The sequence below is a fragment of the Paenibacillus sp. lzh-N1 genome, assembly GCF_002872435.1.
Classification (GTDB): Bacteria; Bacillota; Bacilli; order Paenibacillales; family Paenibacillaceae; genus Paenibacillus; species Paenibacillus polymyxa_C.
The window spans coordinates 2,658,100-2,676,949 of sequence record NZ_CP025696.1 but is presented as its reverse complement, the minus strand read 5'-3'; the positions used below and the strand labels follow the sequence as shown (position 1 = coordinate 2,676,949).

The window sequence follows — 18,850 nt, the reverse complement described above, 5'->3', positions numbered from 1 at the left end:
ACAGGAACACCAGGTTCCTGTACGCTTTTTTTGCTTAGGATTTTGCAAAATCCGTTATCTGCTGTTAGGTTGGATTAAGCGTTCAACACTTTTTCAAACTTGGTTTTGTTCATACCGGAAATACGTTCTTCTCCGATCAAAGTCAATGGAACAGCGCGAATGCCCATATCCCAAACCTCTTGCGCAAAAGCTTCATTGGTTTCAATGTTGCGTTCTTCGTATTCGACACCTTTTTCAGCCAGGTAGCTTTTTACTTGACGGCAATGCGGACAGTTTGTAGATGTGTAAACTATTGCTTTTTCCATGAATATCACCTCATCATTTATTTTGTTACATTATATTTATTCATACTTCCAAATATCATTACAGGGCAAGTGCGCTGTGCTCCAGACTTTCGATGTATTTCTCGCTGTCCATAGCAGCCATACAACCACTACCTGCTGCGGTAATCGCTTGTCTGTAGCGTGTATCCTGTACGTCGCCACAAGCGAATACGCCAGGCACGTTTGTTTCGGAGGTACCCGGATTGACGACGATATAACCGTTCGCATCCGTTGTAATTTGTCCTTCGAGGAAGCCTGTATTCGGATGATGGCCAATTGCCACGAATACGCCGCTCACTGTAATGATTTCCTCTTCACCTGTTGCGTTGTTTAGCACTTTCAAGCCAGTTACTCCGTTTTCGTCTGCAACTACTTCGACAGGAGTACGATTGAGCGCCCATTCAATTTTGCTGTTCGCACGAGCACGATCCTGCATAATTTTAGAAGCTCTCAATTCTTCACGACGATGTACCAACGTTACTTTGGAAGCAAAGCGAGTCAGGAAATTAGCTTCTTCCAGTGCAGAGTCCCCACCGCCGATAACAACGATTTCTTTGCCGCGGAAGAAGAACCCGTCACAGGTAGCGCAAGTGCTCACGCCGCGTCCGATATTATCTTGTTCACCGGGTATCCCCAGGTATTTGGCAGTCGCCCCTGTGGAAATAATCAGCGTATCGGTAACCAGTTCACCCAAACCTTCTACATCCAGCGTAAATGGACGAGCAGTTGTGTCTACCTTGTTCACCCAGCCTGTGCGGAATTCAGCGCCAAAACGCTCCGCTTGCTTACGCATATTATCCATCAAATCAGGTCCCATGATTCCTTCAGGAAAGCCTGGAAAATTCTCAACTTCTGTAGTCGTGGTTAATTGTCCACCTGGCTGTGGTCCCTCGATTACCAGCGGGTTCATATTAGCACGTGCCAGGTAAATAGCGGCGGTCAAACCGGCAGGGCCGGTACCTATAATAATGGACTTGTACATATCTTGGTTCCTCCTAAAATATCATAAGTATTATATAGCGAGTTTTCGGTACCGGGCGCTGGGCTGCTGCATATACTCTAAAAGTAGTGCCAGCAGAAGCTCATCCCAAAAAGTGGACACCCGGATGTTGTAAAAACGAATCACTTGTTTTCTAGCTTCTTATGACTTAGACTGATTCTAAATCCTAATTTCATTATGCGGAAAGAGCTGTAAACAGTCAAATGAAGTTTTCATGAAGCGAAGTTTAAAGATAAATGAGGTATGGAGGGATTATCCCGATTATGAATGACGTTTTCGTAGGTAGCTTAATTTCTGCCCTGTCCACCGGACTCGGCGCCGTACCTATATTGTTTATGCGTAATATCACGCATCGGCTTCGCGATGTTCTGCTGGCTTATGCCGCAGGAATTATGACCTCTGCATCCGTGTATAACCTGATTCCAGAAGCGATCCAGCATTCCAATTGGTTCGTGTTGACTGCGGGAATTTTGCTTGGTTGCCTCGTATTACTGGTGATGGAAATGTATATCCCCCATGCCGATTTGGAGGACCCGGATTCCAAAACTTTTCAATTGGAGTCCAAATCTTTTCTCATTATTGCAGCTATTACGTTGCACAACTTGCCGGAAGGGCTCTCTGTTGGGGTCAGCTACGCGAGTGAGACTCAGAATCTAGGCAATCTCATTGCCTTCTCTATCGGTCTGCAAAATGCCCCTGAAGGCTTTATTGTAGCGTTATTCCTTGTGAATCAAAACATCGGTCGTTTCAAGGCATTGGGCATTGCTACCCTAACGGGGGCTGTGGAAATCATCACCAGTCTGATCGGCTTTTATTTAAGCAGCTGGGTGAACGGACTGGTGCCGTATGGCCTTGCTTTTGCCGCCGGGGCTATGATGTTTATTGTCTATAAGGAACTGATTCCCGAAAGTCACGGGGACGGTAACCAGCGGATCGCCACATTCTCTTTTATTCTTGGCTTGATTACGATGATCGGGCTAACCGAATGGCTATAGCCGCGCAGCACAAAAAGGCTGCTTTTCTGTCTGTAATTCAGACAGAAAAGCAGCCTTTTTGCCATGTTCAAATGATGGGACCTCATTTTTTTTGGTTCATGGAACGCAGTGCTTCACGGTACTGTTCGTCCTTACTTTTGGAAGTCCCTTTCTTCCCATTGGATCTTGGGGAACCTCCATCCTTTTCTCCGTCCTTTCCAGCAAAACCACGCAAAGCTGCACGATAATCCTGATCCCCGTAAGCACCTTCTATGTTCTTGCGATCTTTTTCCACCTTCATATCCGTTTGGATATCAGGCAACTTCTGATGCTCCTTGGCACGATGTTCTTCAACTTCGGAATCCTTAGGCGGCATCTCTCCGTTATGTTCCGTTAATTCATGCGCCTTGGGTTCCACTTGCACAGGATAAGGACGTTTACTTCTTTGCCGGGATTCCTCTTGGCTGGGGCGATTCTTGGCCGAGGACTTGCGCGTCATCTTTGTGTTAAATACCAGCAAAAAGATCAAGGCAACCACAGCTACTGCGATAAAAGCAATGGTCATCGGCGGCCTCCTATTCTCTTTCAGCGCTACGGTACCGTCCCGCCATCTCAGCAACCCTTTTGCCCAAAGAGCGACCTAACGAAAGATCATCGCCCGTTGGAAGGTTGGGCGGTCCATCGGGGTCTGTCTCCACCGGACATGTTACCCCTACACCGTAATAGGAGCCGTAGAGCGCATTTTCCGTGATGCTAGCGGGCAGGCCTACAATAATCATGCCTTGATGAAGCATAGGAGTAATCAAATTCAAAAGCGTTGATTCCAATCCACCATGAACGGTAGCAGTTGTGCAAAATACTGCACCGATTTTGTCCACCAGCTTGCCCTGCGCCCACAAATATCCGAGCTTGTCAATCCAGCTCTTCAGACCGCTGCTGATGGTACCAAAATGACCCGGGCACCCCCATATGATCGCATCCGCGCTTACTAGCTCATTCACATCGGCCTCATTCACATGCTTTAGCGCCACTTCTGTGTGATTCAGGCGTGCTCCTTCTGCGATTGAGCGAGCGAGACGTTCGGTATGTCCATTTTCACTGTCATATACAATCATGATTCTGGTCGTCATTATGCGCATCATCCTTTATCAGCAAGATCATCCTTTTGCATACGCTCTTAACCTTTCCTAGAATCCATCTGAATATTATGAATCGTTTGACGCATACTTTGAACATCCAAAAACACTAAGGAGGCATGCACAATATGAATTCGCGCGCCATATTAGTTAATCTGCTCGTAATCATCATTATTCTCGCAGGAGGTGGAGCCGCCGCCTATTACTACAATCAATCCGCCAACTACATAAAAACCGACAATGCACAAGTAAGCGGACAAGCAGTTACTGTTGCCTCTCCAAGCGGAGGAAAGCTCACGGGCTGGAACGCTGAAGTTGGTAAAACGTATACCGCTGGCAGCTCGCTTGGTAGTGTAGAGGGAGGCGGAAGCCGGATCAGCGTTACGATCCCGACTGACGGTACCATCGTACAGCAAACCGCAGTCAACAACTCAATAGTCGGGGCGGGCACACCTTTAGCGAAAGCATTTGATCTGAACAATCTTTGGATTACTGCCAATATAGACGAAACGGCTGTGCAGGATCTTCAAGTAGGCCAGACCGTAGATGTGTATATTGATGCTTACCCAGATACATCCCTGACCGGTAAACTCGAAAAGATCGGTCTGGCAACCGCATCCACCTTTTCACTGCTGCCCACTTCCAATACCACTGCCAACTATACCAAGGTGACGCAGGTCGTGCCTGTCAACATTTCCATTCAAGGTTACAAGGGCCTAGGTATTATCCCGGGAATGAGTGCAACGATCAGAGTTCATAAGTAGGAGGCTGTCATGGATCAAAAAATGTCCGTCGGACGCATTCTGTCCGTGCTACTGCTAGGCGCCTTCATTTCGATTTTGAATCAAACGCTGCTTAACGTGGCTATTCCACACTTGATGAATGACTTCAATGTATCTGCCACAACCGTTCAATGGTTATCCACCGGATATATGCTGACAAACGGAATTTTGATTCCTATCACTGCTTTTCTGATTGAGTCATTCGGAACACGTGCACTGTTCATCTCCGCGATGGGGTTATTTACTGCCGGGTCTGTCGTCTGTGCTGCCAGTACCGGCTTTGCGCCTATGCTGGTTGGACGTGTTATCCAGGCCAGCGGAGCAGGCATCATCATGCCTGTGGTCATGAACGTGTTCCTGACTGTGTTTCCTCCAGAAAAACGGGGCGCTGCCATGGGTACTATGGGAATCGCCATGATGTTTGCCCCGGCGATTGGACCGACTTTATCCGGCTATATTGTGGAGCATTACAGCTGGCGGCTGCTATTTTTACTCGTTATTCCGCTGGCGGTCATTGATATTCTGTTTGCCATACGCTGGCTCAAAAATGTATCCAAGCTAACGAAACCGAACTTTGACCTGTTGGGAACCATCTTCTCCACCCTTGGGTTTGGCTTCCTGTTGTATGGCTTTAGTTCGGCTGGAGACAAAGGCTGGAGTAGCAATACGGTAATCCTTACACTCGCTGCCGGGGTTGTGTTTATTGTATTGTTTATCGTGCGCGAGCTAAATATGATACAGCCGATGCTGGAGTTCCGTGTGTTTAAATATGATATTTTTACTGTATCAACCTTAGTTGGGGCTACCGTCAACATGACGATGTTCGGCGGGATGCTACTGCTGCCAATCTATTTACAAAATATACGCGGCTTTACACCGCTGCAATCCGGTCTGCTGCTGTTGCCGGGTGCACTGCTGATGGGTGTGATGTCACCGATATCAGGGGCAGTATTTGACCGTATAGGCGCAAGGCCGTTGGCGATCATTGGACTGATCATTACAGCAGTCACGACCTGGGAATTCAGTTTGCTGACCGATGCCACCACCTACGGACATATTATGATCATCTATACGATTCGCAGCTTCGGAATGTCATTGCTGATGATGTCCGTCCAGACGGAAGGGCTAAACCAGCTACCTGCCCATCTCGGCAGTCATGGTACTGCCATGTCCAATACAGTACGGCAAATCGCTGGATCTATCGGTACCGCTTTGCTTATTACAGTAATGAGTAGCCGGACTACAGTTCATATGGCAGATTATGCGAATGTCGCTACCACAGCGAATGCTTCTGTAACGGAAGGCGTATCGCAACTGGGACAAACCCTTGCACAATCGGCGGGTATTTCTGCGGAAAGCGGCTCTGCACTCGCGCTACAACAGGTATACCGAAGCGCTGTTACAGAATCGACGATCCATGGCATTAATGATGCCTTCATCATTGCAACCGGGATTGCGCTGGCGGGATTATTGTTTTCCCTGTTCTTGCGGCGATCTACACCGCGTCATAGATAGGTGTACAGCAGTCGCAAATTAAAGATATGAGATGAACCTGCTTTGCATACAAAATAGACTGATACTGCCAAAGAAGGAGCATTCATCCCCCCTTGGATGTAAGAGGGTTGAATGCTCCTTCTTGTTTGTAATCTTGTGATTTGTGAATTGGATTATTTTCTTATGAGCGCAATAAACGCAGGCCGTTCAAAATGACTAGGAGTGTGCTGCCTTCATGTCCAATGACCCCAAAAGGCAGGGCTATATCTTGCACAAAGTTACTGATCACCAGCAGCACAATGACACTTACCGCGAAGATCATATTTTGTTTGACCACTCGCTGCGCCTTGCGCGCCAGTGCTATCGTCGGAGCAATCTCCTCGATTCCGTCGTTCATTAGCACCACATCTGCAACCTCCAGTGCTGCTCCGCTGCCATGCATCCCCATGCCCAGCCCTACAGTAGCTGCAGTCAAAGCCGGAGCATCATTCACACCGTCGCCGACCATAACGACATGCCCGTATTGCTCTCGCAGCATACGAATATGACTGACTTTGTCCTCCGGCATTAAGCCAGCATATACGGCGTCGACTCCAGCCTGCGCCGCGATCACGGCAGCCGTTTCCGGTCGGTCTCCGGTCAGCATGACGACCCGGATACCCTGTGCTTGCAGACGTTTCACGGACTCGCGCGCCTGTGGACGCAACTCGTCACGCAGCGCCAGCATCCCGGCAATCCGATCATCCGCAAGAATGATGGATACGGTTTTGCCCTCGGCTTCCAGTCGGGCTCGACTCTCCACCCACTCTGGTCCAGCCAGAAGACCAGGTTCATCCAGTACATTCGTGCGACCGATTTTCCATTTCACCCCACCTATGATGCCTTCCATTCCCCATCCGGTAAGAGCCTGCACTTGCTCGGCTGTGAGAAGCTCTCTCTGTCCCAATTCAGCTTCGGCTTTGGCTACAATCGCTCGTGCCAGCGGATGTAAGGAATAGCTTTCGATTGTCGCGACAATATGCAATAGCTCATCAGCATCGTAATCTGGGGCGATAATCCAATCCGTGACCACAGGTGAGCCCTTCGTTAACGTGCCCGTTTTGTCAAAAGCAACGACAGATGTCAGTGCCATATTCTCCACATGCGCGCCACCTTTGAACAAGATGCCCCGCCGAGCACGGTTGGAAATAGCGGATAGCATTACCGGCATAATGGATGAAACCAGCGCACAAGGTGAGGCCACGACAAGGAACACCATCGCCTTGTAAAACGCCGCTGCCCATGTCCAGCCCAATACAATGGGCGCACCCACAATGACGATCAACGTGACGGCAACAACAATTCGGGCGTATACCGATTCGAATGTTTTAATAAACCGCTGGGAATCGGGAACTTCAGTCCGGGCCTCTTCTACCATACGAATAATTTTTGAAAATAAAGTATCTTCCGAGGACTGGCTGACCTCCACATACAGCACGCCTTCTCCATTGATGGTGCCTGCATATACTTCGTCACCTGCCATCTTGTTTACCGGAACAGATTCCCCGGTAATGGATGCCTGATTCACTGCCGACACACCTTTGGAGACTCGACCGTCCGCCGGAATTAGTTCGCCCGGCTTAACCAGCAGCAGGTCGCCTGGCAACAGCTGCTCAATGCCAACCGTTTCTGTTCCCTCGTGAGACAAGCGCAAAGCTGTTTCCGGCTTCAACGCCATGAGCTCGGAAATATCCTTACTACTACGCTCCGTGGTATAGCTCTCCAGCGCACCGCTGAGTGCAAAAATAAAAATCAGCATGGCTCCTTCATTCCAGTAGCCAATGGCCGCAGCTCCTAAAGACGCAGCGATCATGAGTAAATTAACATCCAAATCATGTTCTCGGATCAGGGTTTCAATCCCTTCTCTGGCTTTGGACCAGCCTCCAAGGGCATAAGACACCACATAGAGAATGACGGATAGCCATTGCCACCAATGTGAAACCCCCCATGCCATCAGCATTAGTATTCCACTGCCTAGAGCAGCCTGCATCTCCTTATTTTTCAGCATGCTTTTGAGCTGAAATTGCGGCTTGCGATTTGGACCGGGGCGTCCGCTGCCACTGTTTTTTGAAAGTGCTCGGTTAGAGGGAGACAATGTATCTTGTAGTCGTTGAACTGCTTGCATCATGTCACGTTCCTTTCCATTTTTTGTTCCTTGTACTTGCATTTCATTGAGAATGATATCCATTGTTAAGTGCCCTAAAATAGCACATGCTGCTTCGGGAAGCCCGAAGCAGCATGTTTGGCAGTGAGAATGATAATCATTTTTGCGTCTATACAATTATTTTGTCTTAGAGAAACTTTTGTTTTATTATATACCCTTTCTTTTCCGCTTGTAAACTGCTAATAGCCTAAATAAAAAAGATACCCGCGTAAACAACGCAGGTATCCTCAATATTTCAAAGCGTTCTATCACATAAATTCTTCAGGCTAAAGTGGAAACTTCCACGCATGGGTGTGTGCAGTTTCTGAAGTGTGTTGCCGATTGGCTTGCTGTTGCAGCCTCCAACGCGCAGCCGCAAGACGTACAGTAGGAACTGCTGGGTCTGAGCAAATGACCCCCGTTAGCTCGTTCTCCCAGATCCAATTCCTATCTAGGAAATAGTGAATTTTATCTATCGCCACCCATATAGGAACCTCAGGCTTTACACGCCGAACAGCTTCCATTATGCGTTTTATCGTTTCATTAGCATTCTCATGCCCATCAGCAACAGAGGGAATCAACGGATCCCCAGCTCTGATACCATCAGATGGAGCTGGTAAAACTTCTAAAATGACCGTATCGGCAAAGCGTGCCAAATCTGCGGCTTGAGCCGCCTGCTTGGTCTGTCGTGCGCTCACTTCGGACATGTCATCGGCGTTGTCCGACTTCTCCGACTGTGCGGATTCCTCATCCCCTATTTGACCTGCATTCGGCACCAAACTTGTATCAACCGTCAAAAGTACACCTACCCGATATGGAACGCACCGCAGGCGGCCACATAACGTTTGCTCGGCAACGCCGTCAATCCAGTCTCGGATGGTCTGGAACTGGTTTACGTCAGTAGGATTGCGCACCATAATCTCCAGCCGTGGCTCTCCTCCCTGTCGCATGCTTCGCAACGCTGCACGCAGTAGGGCCTCCAACTGCATATCTTGCAGACTTCCAATGCCCACTGCATTGTTCTGCTCAGTCAAAGCTATAGTCAACGGCAATCCGTCCAGCAACTCAAACAAGCCCTCGTACTCTGTTTCCAGCAGGCCAATGATTCGTCGGGACAGGTGCTCACACAATCCAGGCAAACCAGATGCTTTATTAAATGTTGTGTACGTCTCGGATGCACGGGAACCGGGGGCAAGGATGGGATCGGGCTCCCCGGCAAGGGCATGAATCTTTTGTCCAGACTCTGCCGCGTCCAAATAGGCATAGCATAATTCCCTCACGCGGCCGGATGCCAGTGACAATGGACCATGCAGAAGGCTATAACCGTCAAGATCGCGTATTCCTGTACTTTTACGACTCATACTTGCAGGAGCATCAGCATAAAGCCGTATGGAGGTGTCGCTGTATTCATCGCTCCATTTTAGTAGTGTGTCCATGGCTTGCTCTGTATCATTGCCGTTATTCAGCATCGATTCTCCAAGTAATTCCGGGTTTGCAGCCAGCAATGCCTCCGCTCGACTGATTGCACCCTGCTCGGCTAAACCAACCAGCCAGCTCAATGGATCTTCCTCCTGTGCAGCAGATACTTGATGGCTTCCTGCTCTTAGCGTCTCCATAGCCAATCTCCGTGCAGCAGACTCCTTACCTGGCTCTGGAACGTTGCAATCCCTGCTGTTTATGCCACCCAACAGCTCTGCGAATACATGCATCAGTTTAGCCTCCATGCCATTAATCCATCCTTTCTTTCGTCAGCAAGTTGGCACACACGAATTCGAGTACCCCTCCAAATAAAGAAAACGCTTACTCATTGCTGAGCAACCGAATGTTACGTGGGCCTTACTTATTAAGTCCCTACCTTAAACGTATTAGGCCCTCCCCACATTTATACATCTCTGCACAACTACTATATATGAGAAAAATAGATCTATACTGCGGAAAGCACATGTCTGCACAAAAAAGGCAGCTATAAAGAAACACCCCCTGTTTTCATAGGATGCCTACATCCAATGTTAACGGGGGGTTCCCTTTTTATTCGTCAGTACCAACCTTCAGCACACGCATCACATTTAATACAGCTAGCAGTGTTACACCAACATCGGAAAATACAGCCTCCCACATGGTAGCAATACCAAACGCGCCCAATGAGAGAAATACTACTTTGACACCTAGCGCAAATATAATGTTTTGCCATACGATACGGCGTGTGCGTTGAGCAATATGAATCGCCGTCACCAGCCTTGAAGGCTCGTCGTTCATGATTACGATATCTGCTGCTTCAATTGCAGCGTCTGAGCCCAAACCACCCATCGCTACACCAACATCTGCCAAAGCAAGTACAGGTGTATCATTAATTCCATCGCCTACAAACAAGATTTTATCGCTCGTTTTTTTACTTGCAGACAACTGCTCAATGGCTTCGGCTTTATGCTGAGGCAACAGTTCTGCCCGTACTTCATCCAGGCCTAACTGACGTCCTACAGCTTCGGCAACTGTCCGATTGTCACCTGTTAGCATGATGGTTTTTACCACCCCCAGTTTTTTCAGCGAAGCAATCGTCTTGGCCGCGTCCTCCTTAACCTCATCCGATATTAGAATACACCCGGCATACGTTCCGTCTACAGCCACATGTACGACCGTTCCTTCATCCAATGGTCCTGCTTGCTGCGCCACATTAAAAGCAATATGCTCCCGCTCCATCAGCTTAGCGTTTCCGGCCAATACCAAGCGCCCATCGATCTGAGCCTGAATCCCGTGACCGGATATTTCGCTATATTGCTGCACTCGCTCCGTTTGAAGTTCATTGCCATAAGCTTCACGCAGAGAAGCTGCGATAGGATGCGTGGAGTGCATCTCAGCCAATGCAGCAGTCTCCAGCAGACTTTCCTTCGTAAAAGCTTCGGCAGGATAAATCCCTGTCACGTGGAAAACACCTTTGGTGAGCGTACCTGTTTTATCAAAAACAGCATATTTCACATGATTCAGGGCTTCAAGATAATTACCACCCTTGATCAGCACACCTGAACGGGAGGCTGCCCCGATTCCGCCAAAGAAGCCCAGTGGAATGGACACCACTAGCGCACACGGACAAGAAATAACGAGGAAAACAAGCGCACGATATATCCAATCTGCAAACTGTGCACCTGGCACAACAAGCGGAGGAACAACCGCAAGCAATAACGCTACAATAACCACTACAGGAGTATAATATCTGGAAAATTTCGTGATAAACTTTTCAGTCGGCGCTTTTTTGGCACTCGCATTTTGCACCAGTTCCAAAATTTTAGAGACCGCAGATTCACCAAATTCTTTGCTGACCTCTACCGTCAGAAGTCCGTTCGTGTTCACAAATCCACTCATCACACTGCTTCCCGGCTCAACGGTACGAGGCACAGATTCACCGGTCAACGCCGAGGTATCGACATGCGACTTGCCTTCTACAACCTTACCGTCCAGCGGGATCTTCTCACCCGGCTTGATCACTATCAAATCTCCAATACGGACCTCTTCTGGAGACACCCTTCGTACGGATTCAGCCGTCTTCAGGTTGGCATAGTCTGGTCTGATATCCATCAGATCGCTGATGGACTTACGTGAACGGTTAACTGCAATGCCTTGGAATAGCTCTCCGATTTGATAAAAGAACATGACAGCTACGCCTTCGGGGTATTCCCCAATAGCAAATGCGCCCACCGTAGCCAGCGTCATCAAGAAATACTCATCAAAGGCCATTCCACGCGCCAAGCTGCGTGCAGCCTGCAAGACAACATCACCGCCAACGATGATATATGCCACTAAAAATAGAGCCAGCTTGCCCACACCTTCGACAGGTAACCACCAGGCAACAGCCGCAATAACCGCTCCTATGGACAGACGTGCAATCATGGGGCGCATACCGTCCGTACCATGATCATGCGTATGCCCGGCATGACTATCATCATGCGAGTGTGAATGTGAATGAGCATGGGTAGCTTCACCATGATCGTGCACTGCATGGTGATTGTGGTGCATGTGTGCATGATTACCGTGGTCGTGCCCATCGTGTGCGCCATGTGCTTCATGGCTATGACCACCATGACTGTGAGCAGCATGCTTTCCATCATTGTGATTATGTCCTTCACCATCATGCTCATGACCGCATGCGCAATCCTCTGTGCAGCTTACCTCTACTGCACCAGCGCCACTTCGACTGTCTTCGCGCAAGCGTCCACCCGCACTTTTGGCAACCATCCGAACATGAGGCTCAAGTCTGTGGACCTTCCGTTCCGTTTGGCGAAAAACCTCTTCTTTTTGATCCGAAGTTGTGGTCATCGTCAACGTTTTTGTTACAAAATTGACCGAGCAATCAAGGACCCCTTCTATTTTACTGACTCCATTTTCAATCTTTAGAGCACAGTTGGCGCAATCTAGACCTTCCAAAACCCATTCATGCCGTTCATTTCTTTTTAGAGCATCCATAATAATTGGCCTCCAATTAGCTATATATGAGCAACTGTTCATATATTATTTGTTAAGGTCATTATATTCAGGTTTAGGGGCAAAAGTCAATGATCATAGCCCTTTTTAACGAAAAAAAATCGACTTCAATGGACAAACACCAAAAGAGCGCCAATTGCTTGGCGCCCTGCTGTTGGTTTGTCAAAAATCATTGATGTGATATGTGCTGATGGGTTTGCAAAAAAATCTGCTCCACATGATTATCATCCAGTGAATAAAACACTGTCTTGCCTTCCTTGCGTCGTTTGACAATACGCAGGTTGCGCAAATAACGAAGCTGGTGGGATACTGCAGATTGGCCCATGTTCAACACCTGTGTTAAATCATGAACACACAGTTCCTTTTGAGCCAGGGCATAAATCAGCTTGATCCGTGTCGGGTCACCTAGCGCTTTAAACAGCTCCGACATTTTGTATGCGATGGAATCCTCAACTAGGGAAGATTTTATACGCTCAATTTCCTGATCTGAACCGTGACAAGCCGGCTCACAATCCAAAGCTTCCGTTTCAGAATTCATCCTTTTCACCCCGTGTATTTCGACTTGATGCTCCTATTATAGCAAATTCGTAGAATTTACGAATAGCTTATATTACAGCTTGCCCTGTAACCGAAATTTTCCTAATTCAACGTTTTTAATACTTCATCATTGTAAGGAATTATTTCTTTTATCTGTTGATCACGTAATTTTACTGCAAATGCCGGATCAACCAGCAATGCCCGTCCAACTGCAACCAGATCAACTTCCTCTCGTTCTACTAGCTCCACGAGTTGTTCTAATCTGGCCTCTACACTACTGGAATGATCAGTCTGACGATCATTGTTTTTTTCCAAATCACTCAAAAAGGCCTTCTCCAAACCAATTGACCCCACCGTAATCACTGGCTTCCCTGTTATCTTTTTGGTCCATGCTGCCAGGTTTAGATCTGACCCTTCGAATTCTGGCTCCCAGAAACGGCGGCTTGAGCAATGGAATACATCCACCCCGGCTTGTACCAATGGGGCAAGAAACTGTTCAAGTTCCTGCGGTGTCTGTGCCAGCTTTTCTCCATAATGGTACATCTTCCACTGGGAGAATCGCAGTACAATTGGAAAATCCGGGCCTACTGCACGGCGACAAGCCTCAATGACCTCGACCGCAAACCGGGTGCGCTGAACCAAATCGCCTCCATATTGATCGGTACGCTTATTGGTTTTGTCCCAGAAAAATTGATCTATTAAATAGCCATGTGCTCCATGAAGCTCAATGCCATCAAACCCCACCCGCTTGGCATCGGCAGCTGCCTGAGCAAAGGCTGCAATGATATCCGCAATTTCCGCCTCCGTCAATGGCTCAACTACCTTTTCACCTGCGGGAGAAATACCTGAAGGACCGACAGGCAATGCCTCGGGATTCGGTTGGTTATCCGCACCTATTTTCCGGGCTGTACCCACATGCCAGAGCTGCGGTATAATTTTGCCGCCGGCCGCATGAACCTCCTCTACTACCTTGGCCCATCCTTTCAATCCCTCACCATAAAAGTTAGGGATGCCTGTGTGCTCCACAGCGGCGGGATGATTGATAGCCGTTCCCTCTGTAATAATCAATCCAACAGCATTTTCTGCACGACGACGATAATACGCGGCAACCTCAGGTCCTGGAATACCTTGGGGAGAAAAATTTCGTGTCATGGGAGCCATAACCATCCGATTGGGAAGCGATAAGTTACCTATCTTAAAAGGTTTAAACAATATTTCGGTGTTCATGACGTTTTCCTCACTCTCCATTAGTATTATCTTTTTCACTCTTCTGTTATACAATTCCATTTTACACACATACAAACTTGAGTTCAAGAAGCCACAGTTTAAATTCCAGCAGGCTCTTTACAAAAAAAGAGGAAGCGGCATAGAGCCGCTTCCTCTTATCTAAATTAGTGTGACTTATTAGTGTGCTACCATGTTGTATTCCATAATCCATACAGAACCGCCAACGACAGTCAGCAGGATCACAACACCAAAGATCAAAGTCATAACATTCCAACGTGGTCCATTGCTTTCACGGATGTGCATGAAGAAGAAAAGCTGAACCAGAAATTGCAGCACTGCCGCGGCTAAAATAACAACCATGGTCGAAGTGCGGCTCAACATATGATTCATAACCACGAAGAGAGGAATGATGGTCAGTACGATGGACAGAATAAACCCGATAACATAGGATTTCACTGAACCGTGAGAATCATCATGACCATGCGAACCCGCTCCTGATTGATGCTGTGCCATCTACATCACCCCCATCAAATAGACAACTGTCAGCAAGAAGATCCAGACAGCGTCCAAAAAGTGCCAGTACAAGCTCAATGCCGAAACTTTGCCCTTCGTCTCTGGAGTAAGTCCGCGTTTTTTCAACTGGAACATAAGTCCAATCATCCAAACCAGACCTAACGAAACGTGAAGTCCGTGTGTTCCGACTAATGTGAAGAATGCCGACAAGAACGCACTGGTTCCAAAATTGGCACCTTCATGTACCATTTCAACAAACTCGTAAACTTCAAAACCGATAAAACCAAGACCCAGGATCGCTGTCACGATTAACCAGCTGATTAATCCCTTCATGCTTCCTTTGTTCATAGCCAACACAGCCAGACCACTTGTGAAGCTGCTTGTGAGCAAGAGGAACGTTTCAATAATAACGCCCGTCATGTTAAACAGCTCTGCGCCACCTGGTCCTCCGGCTGTGTTGTTCCGAAGGACAACGAAGGTTGCGAACAAGGTACTGAACAGGATTACGTCCGTTACGAGGAAGATCCAAAAACCAAGCATCTTCAATTCTTGCGGATCGTGATGCCCGTGGTCATGATCATGGCTGTGATGTGCTGCAGCTTGTGCCATTATACAGACCCCCTTATTGCCGCTTCCGTGCGTTTTACTTCATCCGCAGGGATATAGTAGTCGCCATCATAGGAGAAGAACGAACGGCAAATCATACAAATTGCCACGCCGATCAGCCCTGGAATATAGAAGAACGACCATCCAAATACGAACCCGAAACCTGCGATGAAAAAGAATACCGACATAATGAACGGAATCGCCGAGTTTTTCGGCATATGAATCGCTTCAATTGGCGGTTGCTTTCTGAAAATACCTTTTGCACGTTTATCTTTTTCTGCCCACCAGTCATCGCGTTCTTCTACTTGCGGAATGGTAGCAAAATTGTATTCCGGTGCAGGTGAAGGAATGGACCACTCCAACGTGTGACCGCCCCAAGGGTCGCCAGTTGTATCCTTCAGCTTGCGGTAATTTTTGATACCCAGAAGAATTTGAAGAACCTGGAACAAGAAACCAATCCCCATCAGGAATGCCCCAACGGTTGACACCATGTTAAGCGGCTGCCAGCCAGTATCCCAGCCATAAGTGCTCAGACGACGTGTCATACCCATCAGACCGAGGGAATATTGCGGAATGAAACATACATAGAAACCAATATTCCAGAACCAGAAAGCCCATTTACCAGGCGTTTCAGGCAATGTGAAACCGAACATCTTAGGCCACCAGTAGTACAGACCTGCCAAGTAACCGAACACTACCCCACCAATTAGAGCGGAGTGAAAGTGAGCGATCAGGAAGTAACTGTTATGAAACTGGAAGTCCGCAGGCGCTACAGACAACATGACGCCCGTCAAACCTGCAATCAGGAAGTTCGGAATAAATGCAATAGACCACATCATCGGAGTTTTAAATTCGAGTTTACCCCGGTACATCGTGAACAGCCAGTTAAATACTTTAACCCCTGTCGGTATTGCGATAACCATCGTCGAAATCGCAAAGAATGCATTAACATCTGCGCCTGATCCCATCGTGAAGAAGTGATGCGCCCACGTGAAGAAGGACAGGATCGCAATAATGAACATTGCGTAAACCATGGATTTGTAACCAAACAATTTCTTTTTGGAGAATACGCTGATAACCTCAGAATAAATACCGAAGGCTGGCAATACTACGATGTATACCTCAGGGTGACCCCACATCCAGATTAAGTTGATATACATCATCGGGTTACCGCCGAAATCAAGGGTAAAGAAGTGTCCTCCTCCGAAGCGGTCAAGGAATAGCAATGCTAAAGTAACCGTCAGAATCGGAAACGCGAAAATGATAATAACACATGATGAAAATACGGACCACGTAAAGACAGGCATTTTCATCCAAGTCATACCAGGTGCGCGCATTTTAATAATGGTAACAATAAAGTTGATCCCTGTAGCCAATGAACCTATACCAGAAATCTGAATACCCCAGATATAGAAGTTCTGACCGACGCCAGGACTAAATTGCAGTTCTGAGAGCGGTGGATAACTCAGCCAGCCTGCATCTGGCGAACCGCCGATAACGAAGGACAAGTTGAACAACATCGCACCCATAAAGAAAAGCCAGAAGCTCAATGCGTTCAGGAAAGGAAACGCAACGTCGCGCGCACCAATTTGCAGGGGCACGGCGATATTAAACAAACCAAACATCAACGGCATTGCCATAAACAAGATCATGATTGTGCCGTGAGTTGTGAAAATCTGGTTGTAATGCTCAGGATGTAGGAGTGTCACATCCGGTGTAGCAAGTTGAATACGCATCAATAATGCATCCACGCCTCCGCGGAATAACATCAAGATGGCCGCAAGAATATACATAATACCGACTTTTTTATGGTCAACCGTAGTCAACCAGTTTTTCCAAAGCCAGCCCCATTTTTTGAAATAAGTGAGCACAAACACGATCCCGATCGTTGCTAGTGCGATGGAAACGTCCGCTCCATAGATCATCGGGTCTCCAGTAACGAAGAAAGTGGATGCAAACTCTTTTATTTTGTCAAGCATTGGGGGCCTCCTTCCCTATAATCATTTAATTGTGTCCGCTCATATTCATATGACTCATGTCCATTGCAGCATGCTCTTCTGTGCCGGACTTGGATGAATCTTCTGTGGATGTAGCTTCGCCATGTCCAGCATGGGGGTTAGAGCCTTCCACTACATACTTGTTGACAATCTCTTTGAACAAGCCGTCTGGAATCGAAGAATACTCAGCAGGCTGGGACAAACCTGGTTTTGCAAGCGCCAAATAGCCGTCTTTCGTCAGCGGCTTCGACTGCTTCTTGATGTCAGCGACCCAGTTTTTATACTCTTCATCCGACTGGACTTCTACATCAAAACGCATTTGTCCAAAATGCTCACCGCTAAAGTTTGCACCCGAACCAAAGTAAGTTCCTTCGTGATCGGCCTGCAAATGCAGTTTCATAGCCATGCCTGACATGGTGTAGATTTGACCGCCCAATTGCGGAATCCAGAATGAGTTCATCGGAGCATCAGCAGTCAGTTCAAAACGGACTGGAACACCTTTAGGAATGTGAACTTGGTTAACTGTAGCTATACCTTCCTCCGGGTACATAAAGAGCCATTTCCAGTCCAGTGAAGTTACTTGAATCGTTACTGGCTTTTGCGTACTTGCAATCGGCTTGGAAGGCTCCAGCAAGTAGGTATATCTCGCAGTGATAACCGCAATAATAAAGATAACGATAATCGGAATAGCCCACCATGTGGTTTCCAGCTTTTTGCTGTCATCCCAGTGAGGTTGATACTTCACCTTGTTTGTGGGGGTATCTCGATACCGCCAAACGATGAAGAAAGTCAAAATCATAACCGGTACAATTATAAGCGCAGACAATGCCGTTGTAAGAATGATCAGCTCTTTTTGTGCTTGCCCAATTGGTCCTTTCGGATCGAAAACAACGTATTTTCCGCCAGCATAAAAACACGTCCAAATGAGCAATGCTACCGTGAGCACGGTCAAAACCAACGCAATAATCGCTTTTGGTTTTTTGTTCATGTTGTTCCCCTCTCCTTAAAATAGTAAATTACTCAAGACTAACGAACTCCTGTAATGTTGCCCTTATATAAGATAGCAGAAAAGCGGCCACTTTTTTTATTGTTAACAGAATTGTCGATTATTTGTCCGATTTTTGTGAAAAACCTCTCTAAAAATAAAATTTCTCTTGCAAATTCAAAATTTCTTTTTAATTCAAAAATGACATATAAAAACGTTAATTGTGCATCTTAAAGTATCTTAAAAAAGCTATATTAAAGCAAAAATCGGGACTCCTTACAGTTATCATCCTACACTGCTCGAAGCCCCGCGCTGTTGTTTTCGTCATCCGTTTTCTGTACAGCATTTTTCGATTGTATTAACGACGTCCGTTCTCTTGGTCTTCCTTCTTGCGGGCAATGACAAATGATTTCCCAATTAGAAAAATAAAAATTCCGGCAGCAAAGGCGCCAATGCCTGTCATTAAATAGATATTACGATCGGTTAAATTCCCTATATCAAGCAAAATAAGAATAATACCTACAATGCAAGCAATCAAAGAAATAACAGATACCGTGCGGCTCATTTGGTTATCCCTTGATCCTGATTTTCTAAAATTCGAAGCCATACCCTCCACTCCCT

Annotated in this window: 17 protein-coding genes; 3 read left to right on the top strand and 14 right to left on the bottom strand. The window is 47.2% G+C overall.

All coding sequences use genetic code 11. The features are described 5' to 3' along the window. Nucleotides 1-74: 74 nt before the first annotated feature. A complete protein-coding gene (locus C0638_RS12025; RefSeq protein ID WP_013373091.1) occupies nt 75-305 on the bottom strand; it encodes a glutaredoxin family protein in 231 nt (76 codons plus the stop codon). 58 nt (nt 306-363) lie between these two features. Next, the gene (gene trxB, locus C0638_RS12020) at nt 364-1,305 is read right to left on the bottom strand and encodes a thioredoxin-disulfide reductase (RefSeq protein WP_016820315.1); all 942 of its coding nucleotides are present in this window, start codon (nt 1,303-1,305) and stop codon (nt 364-366) included. A gap of 281 nt (nt 1,306-1,586) precedes the next feature. Here trxB and C0638_RS12015 point away from each other — a divergent pair, with 281 nt between their 5' ends. Beyond that, complete coding sequence (locus C0638_RS12015; RefSeq protein ID WP_013373094.1) at nt 1,587-2,318, top strand: ZIP family metal transporter; 732 nt, start codon at nt 1,587-1,589, stop codon at nt 2,316-2,318. Between the two features lie 82 nt (nt 2,319-2,400). Here the strand turns inward: C0638_RS12015 and C0638_RS12010 are convergent, their stop codons facing one another. Both C0638_RS12010 and C0638_RS12005 read right to left on the bottom strand, forming a co-directional pair. Then, complete coding sequence (locus tag C0638_RS12010) at nt 2,401-2,862, bottom strand: hypothetical protein (protein ID WP_013373095.1); 462 nt, start codon at nt 2,860-2,862, stop codon at nt 2,401-2,403. Nucleotides 2,863-2,872: 10 nt separating this feature from the next. Then, nucleotides 2,873-3,427, bottom strand: coding sequence for an NAD(P)H-dependent oxidoreductase (locus C0638_RS12005; protein WP_058711482.1), 555 nt, complete (start codon nt 3,425-3,427; stop codon nt 2,873-2,875). Between the two features lie 134 nt (nt 3,428-3,561). On the opposite strand from C0638_RS12005, the gene C0638_RS12000 reads away from it, so the two are divergent. Both C0638_RS12000 and C0638_RS11995 read left to right on the top strand, forming a co-directional pair. Next, complete coding sequence (locus C0638_RS12000; protein ID WP_058711483.1) at nt 3,562-4,197, top strand: HlyD family secretion protein; 636 nt, start codon at nt 3,562-3,564, stop codon at nt 4,195-4,197. Between the two features lie 9 nt (nt 4,198-4,206). Then, nucleotides 4,207-5,730, top strand: coding sequence for a DHA2 family efflux MFS transporter permease subunit (locus tag C0638_RS11995; protein WP_058711484.1), 1,524 nt, complete (start codon nt 4,207-4,209; stop codon nt 5,728-5,730). A gap of 160 nt (nt 5,731-5,890) precedes the next feature. Here the strand turns inward: C0638_RS11995 and C0638_RS11990 are convergent, their stop codons facing one another. The 10 genes from C0638_RS11990 to C0638_RS11945 all read right to left on the bottom strand — a co-directional run bounded on the left by C0638_RS11990 (nt 5,891) and on the right by C0638_RS11945 (nt 18,836). After that, the gene (locus C0638_RS11990; protein ID WP_058711528.1) at nt 5,891-7,873 is read right to left on the bottom strand and encodes a heavy metal translocating P-type ATPase; all 1,983 of its coding nucleotides are present in this window, start codon (nt 7,871-7,873) and stop codon (nt 5,891-5,893) included. A 305-nt stretch (nt 7,874-8,178) separates the two neighbouring features. Then, nucleotides 8,179-9,615, bottom strand: coding sequence for a hypothetical protein (locus C0638_RS11985; RefSeq protein ID WP_058711485.1), 1,437 nt, complete (start codon nt 9,613-9,615; stop codon nt 8,179-8,181). 304 nt (nt 9,616-9,919) lie between these two features. Continuing rightward, nucleotides 9,920-12,346, bottom strand: coding sequence for a heavy metal translocating P-type ATPase (locus C0638_RS11980; RefSeq protein WP_058711486.1), 2,427 nt, complete (start codon nt 12,344-12,346; stop codon nt 9,920-9,922). Nucleotides 12,347-12,533: 187 nt separating this feature from the next. Beyond that, the gene (locus C0638_RS11975) at nt 12,534-12,902 is read right to left on the bottom strand and encodes an ArsR/SmtB family transcription factor (RefSeq protein WP_007432172.1); all 369 of its coding nucleotides are present in this window, start codon (nt 12,900-12,902) and stop codon (nt 12,534-12,536) included. Between the two features lie 101 nt (nt 12,903-13,003). Beyond that, on the bottom strand, nt 13,004-14,128 hold the full coding sequence (locus C0638_RS11970) for an NADH:flavin oxidoreductase (RefSeq protein ID WP_199771169.1): 1,125 nt from the start codon (nt 14,126-14,128) through the stop codon (nt 13,004-13,006). A gap of 177 nt (nt 14,129-14,305) precedes the next feature. Then, entirely contained in the window at nt 14,306-14,641 is a 336-nt protein-coding gene (gene cyoD, locus C0638_RS11965; protein WP_013373103.1) for a cytochrome o ubiquinol oxidase subunit IV, read from the bottom strand. Further along, a complete protein-coding gene (cyoC, locus tag C0638_RS11960; RefSeq protein WP_013373104.1) occupies nt 14,642-15,250 on the bottom strand; it encodes a cytochrome o ubiquinol oxidase subunit III in 609 nt (202 codons plus the stop codon). Then, the gene (locus tag C0638_RS11955) at nt 15,250-17,226 is read right to left on the bottom strand and encodes a cbb3-type cytochrome c oxidase subunit I (protein WP_013373105.1); all 1,977 of its coding nucleotides are present in this window, start codon (nt 17,224-17,226) and stop codon (nt 15,250-15,252) included. The genes cyoC and C0638_RS11955 overlap by 1 nt, the downstream gene beginning before the upstream one ends. Nucleotides 17,227-17,251: 25 nt before the next feature. Next, nucleotides 17,252-18,232, bottom strand: a complete 981-nt coding sequence (gene cyoA / locus C0638_RS11950) for a ubiquinol oxidase subunit II (protein ID WP_058711488.1) — start codon at nt 18,230-18,232, stop codon at nt 17,252-17,254. Nucleotides 18,233-18,587: 355 nt separating this feature from the next. Next, nucleotides 18,588-18,836 carry a hypothetical protein gene (locus C0638_RS11945; protein WP_058711489.1) on the bottom strand — a complete coding sequence of 83 codons (249 nt, stop codon included), beginning with the start codon at nt 18,834-18,836 and terminating at the stop codon, nt 18,588-18,590. Nucleotides 18,837-18,850 lie beyond the last annotated feature (14 nt).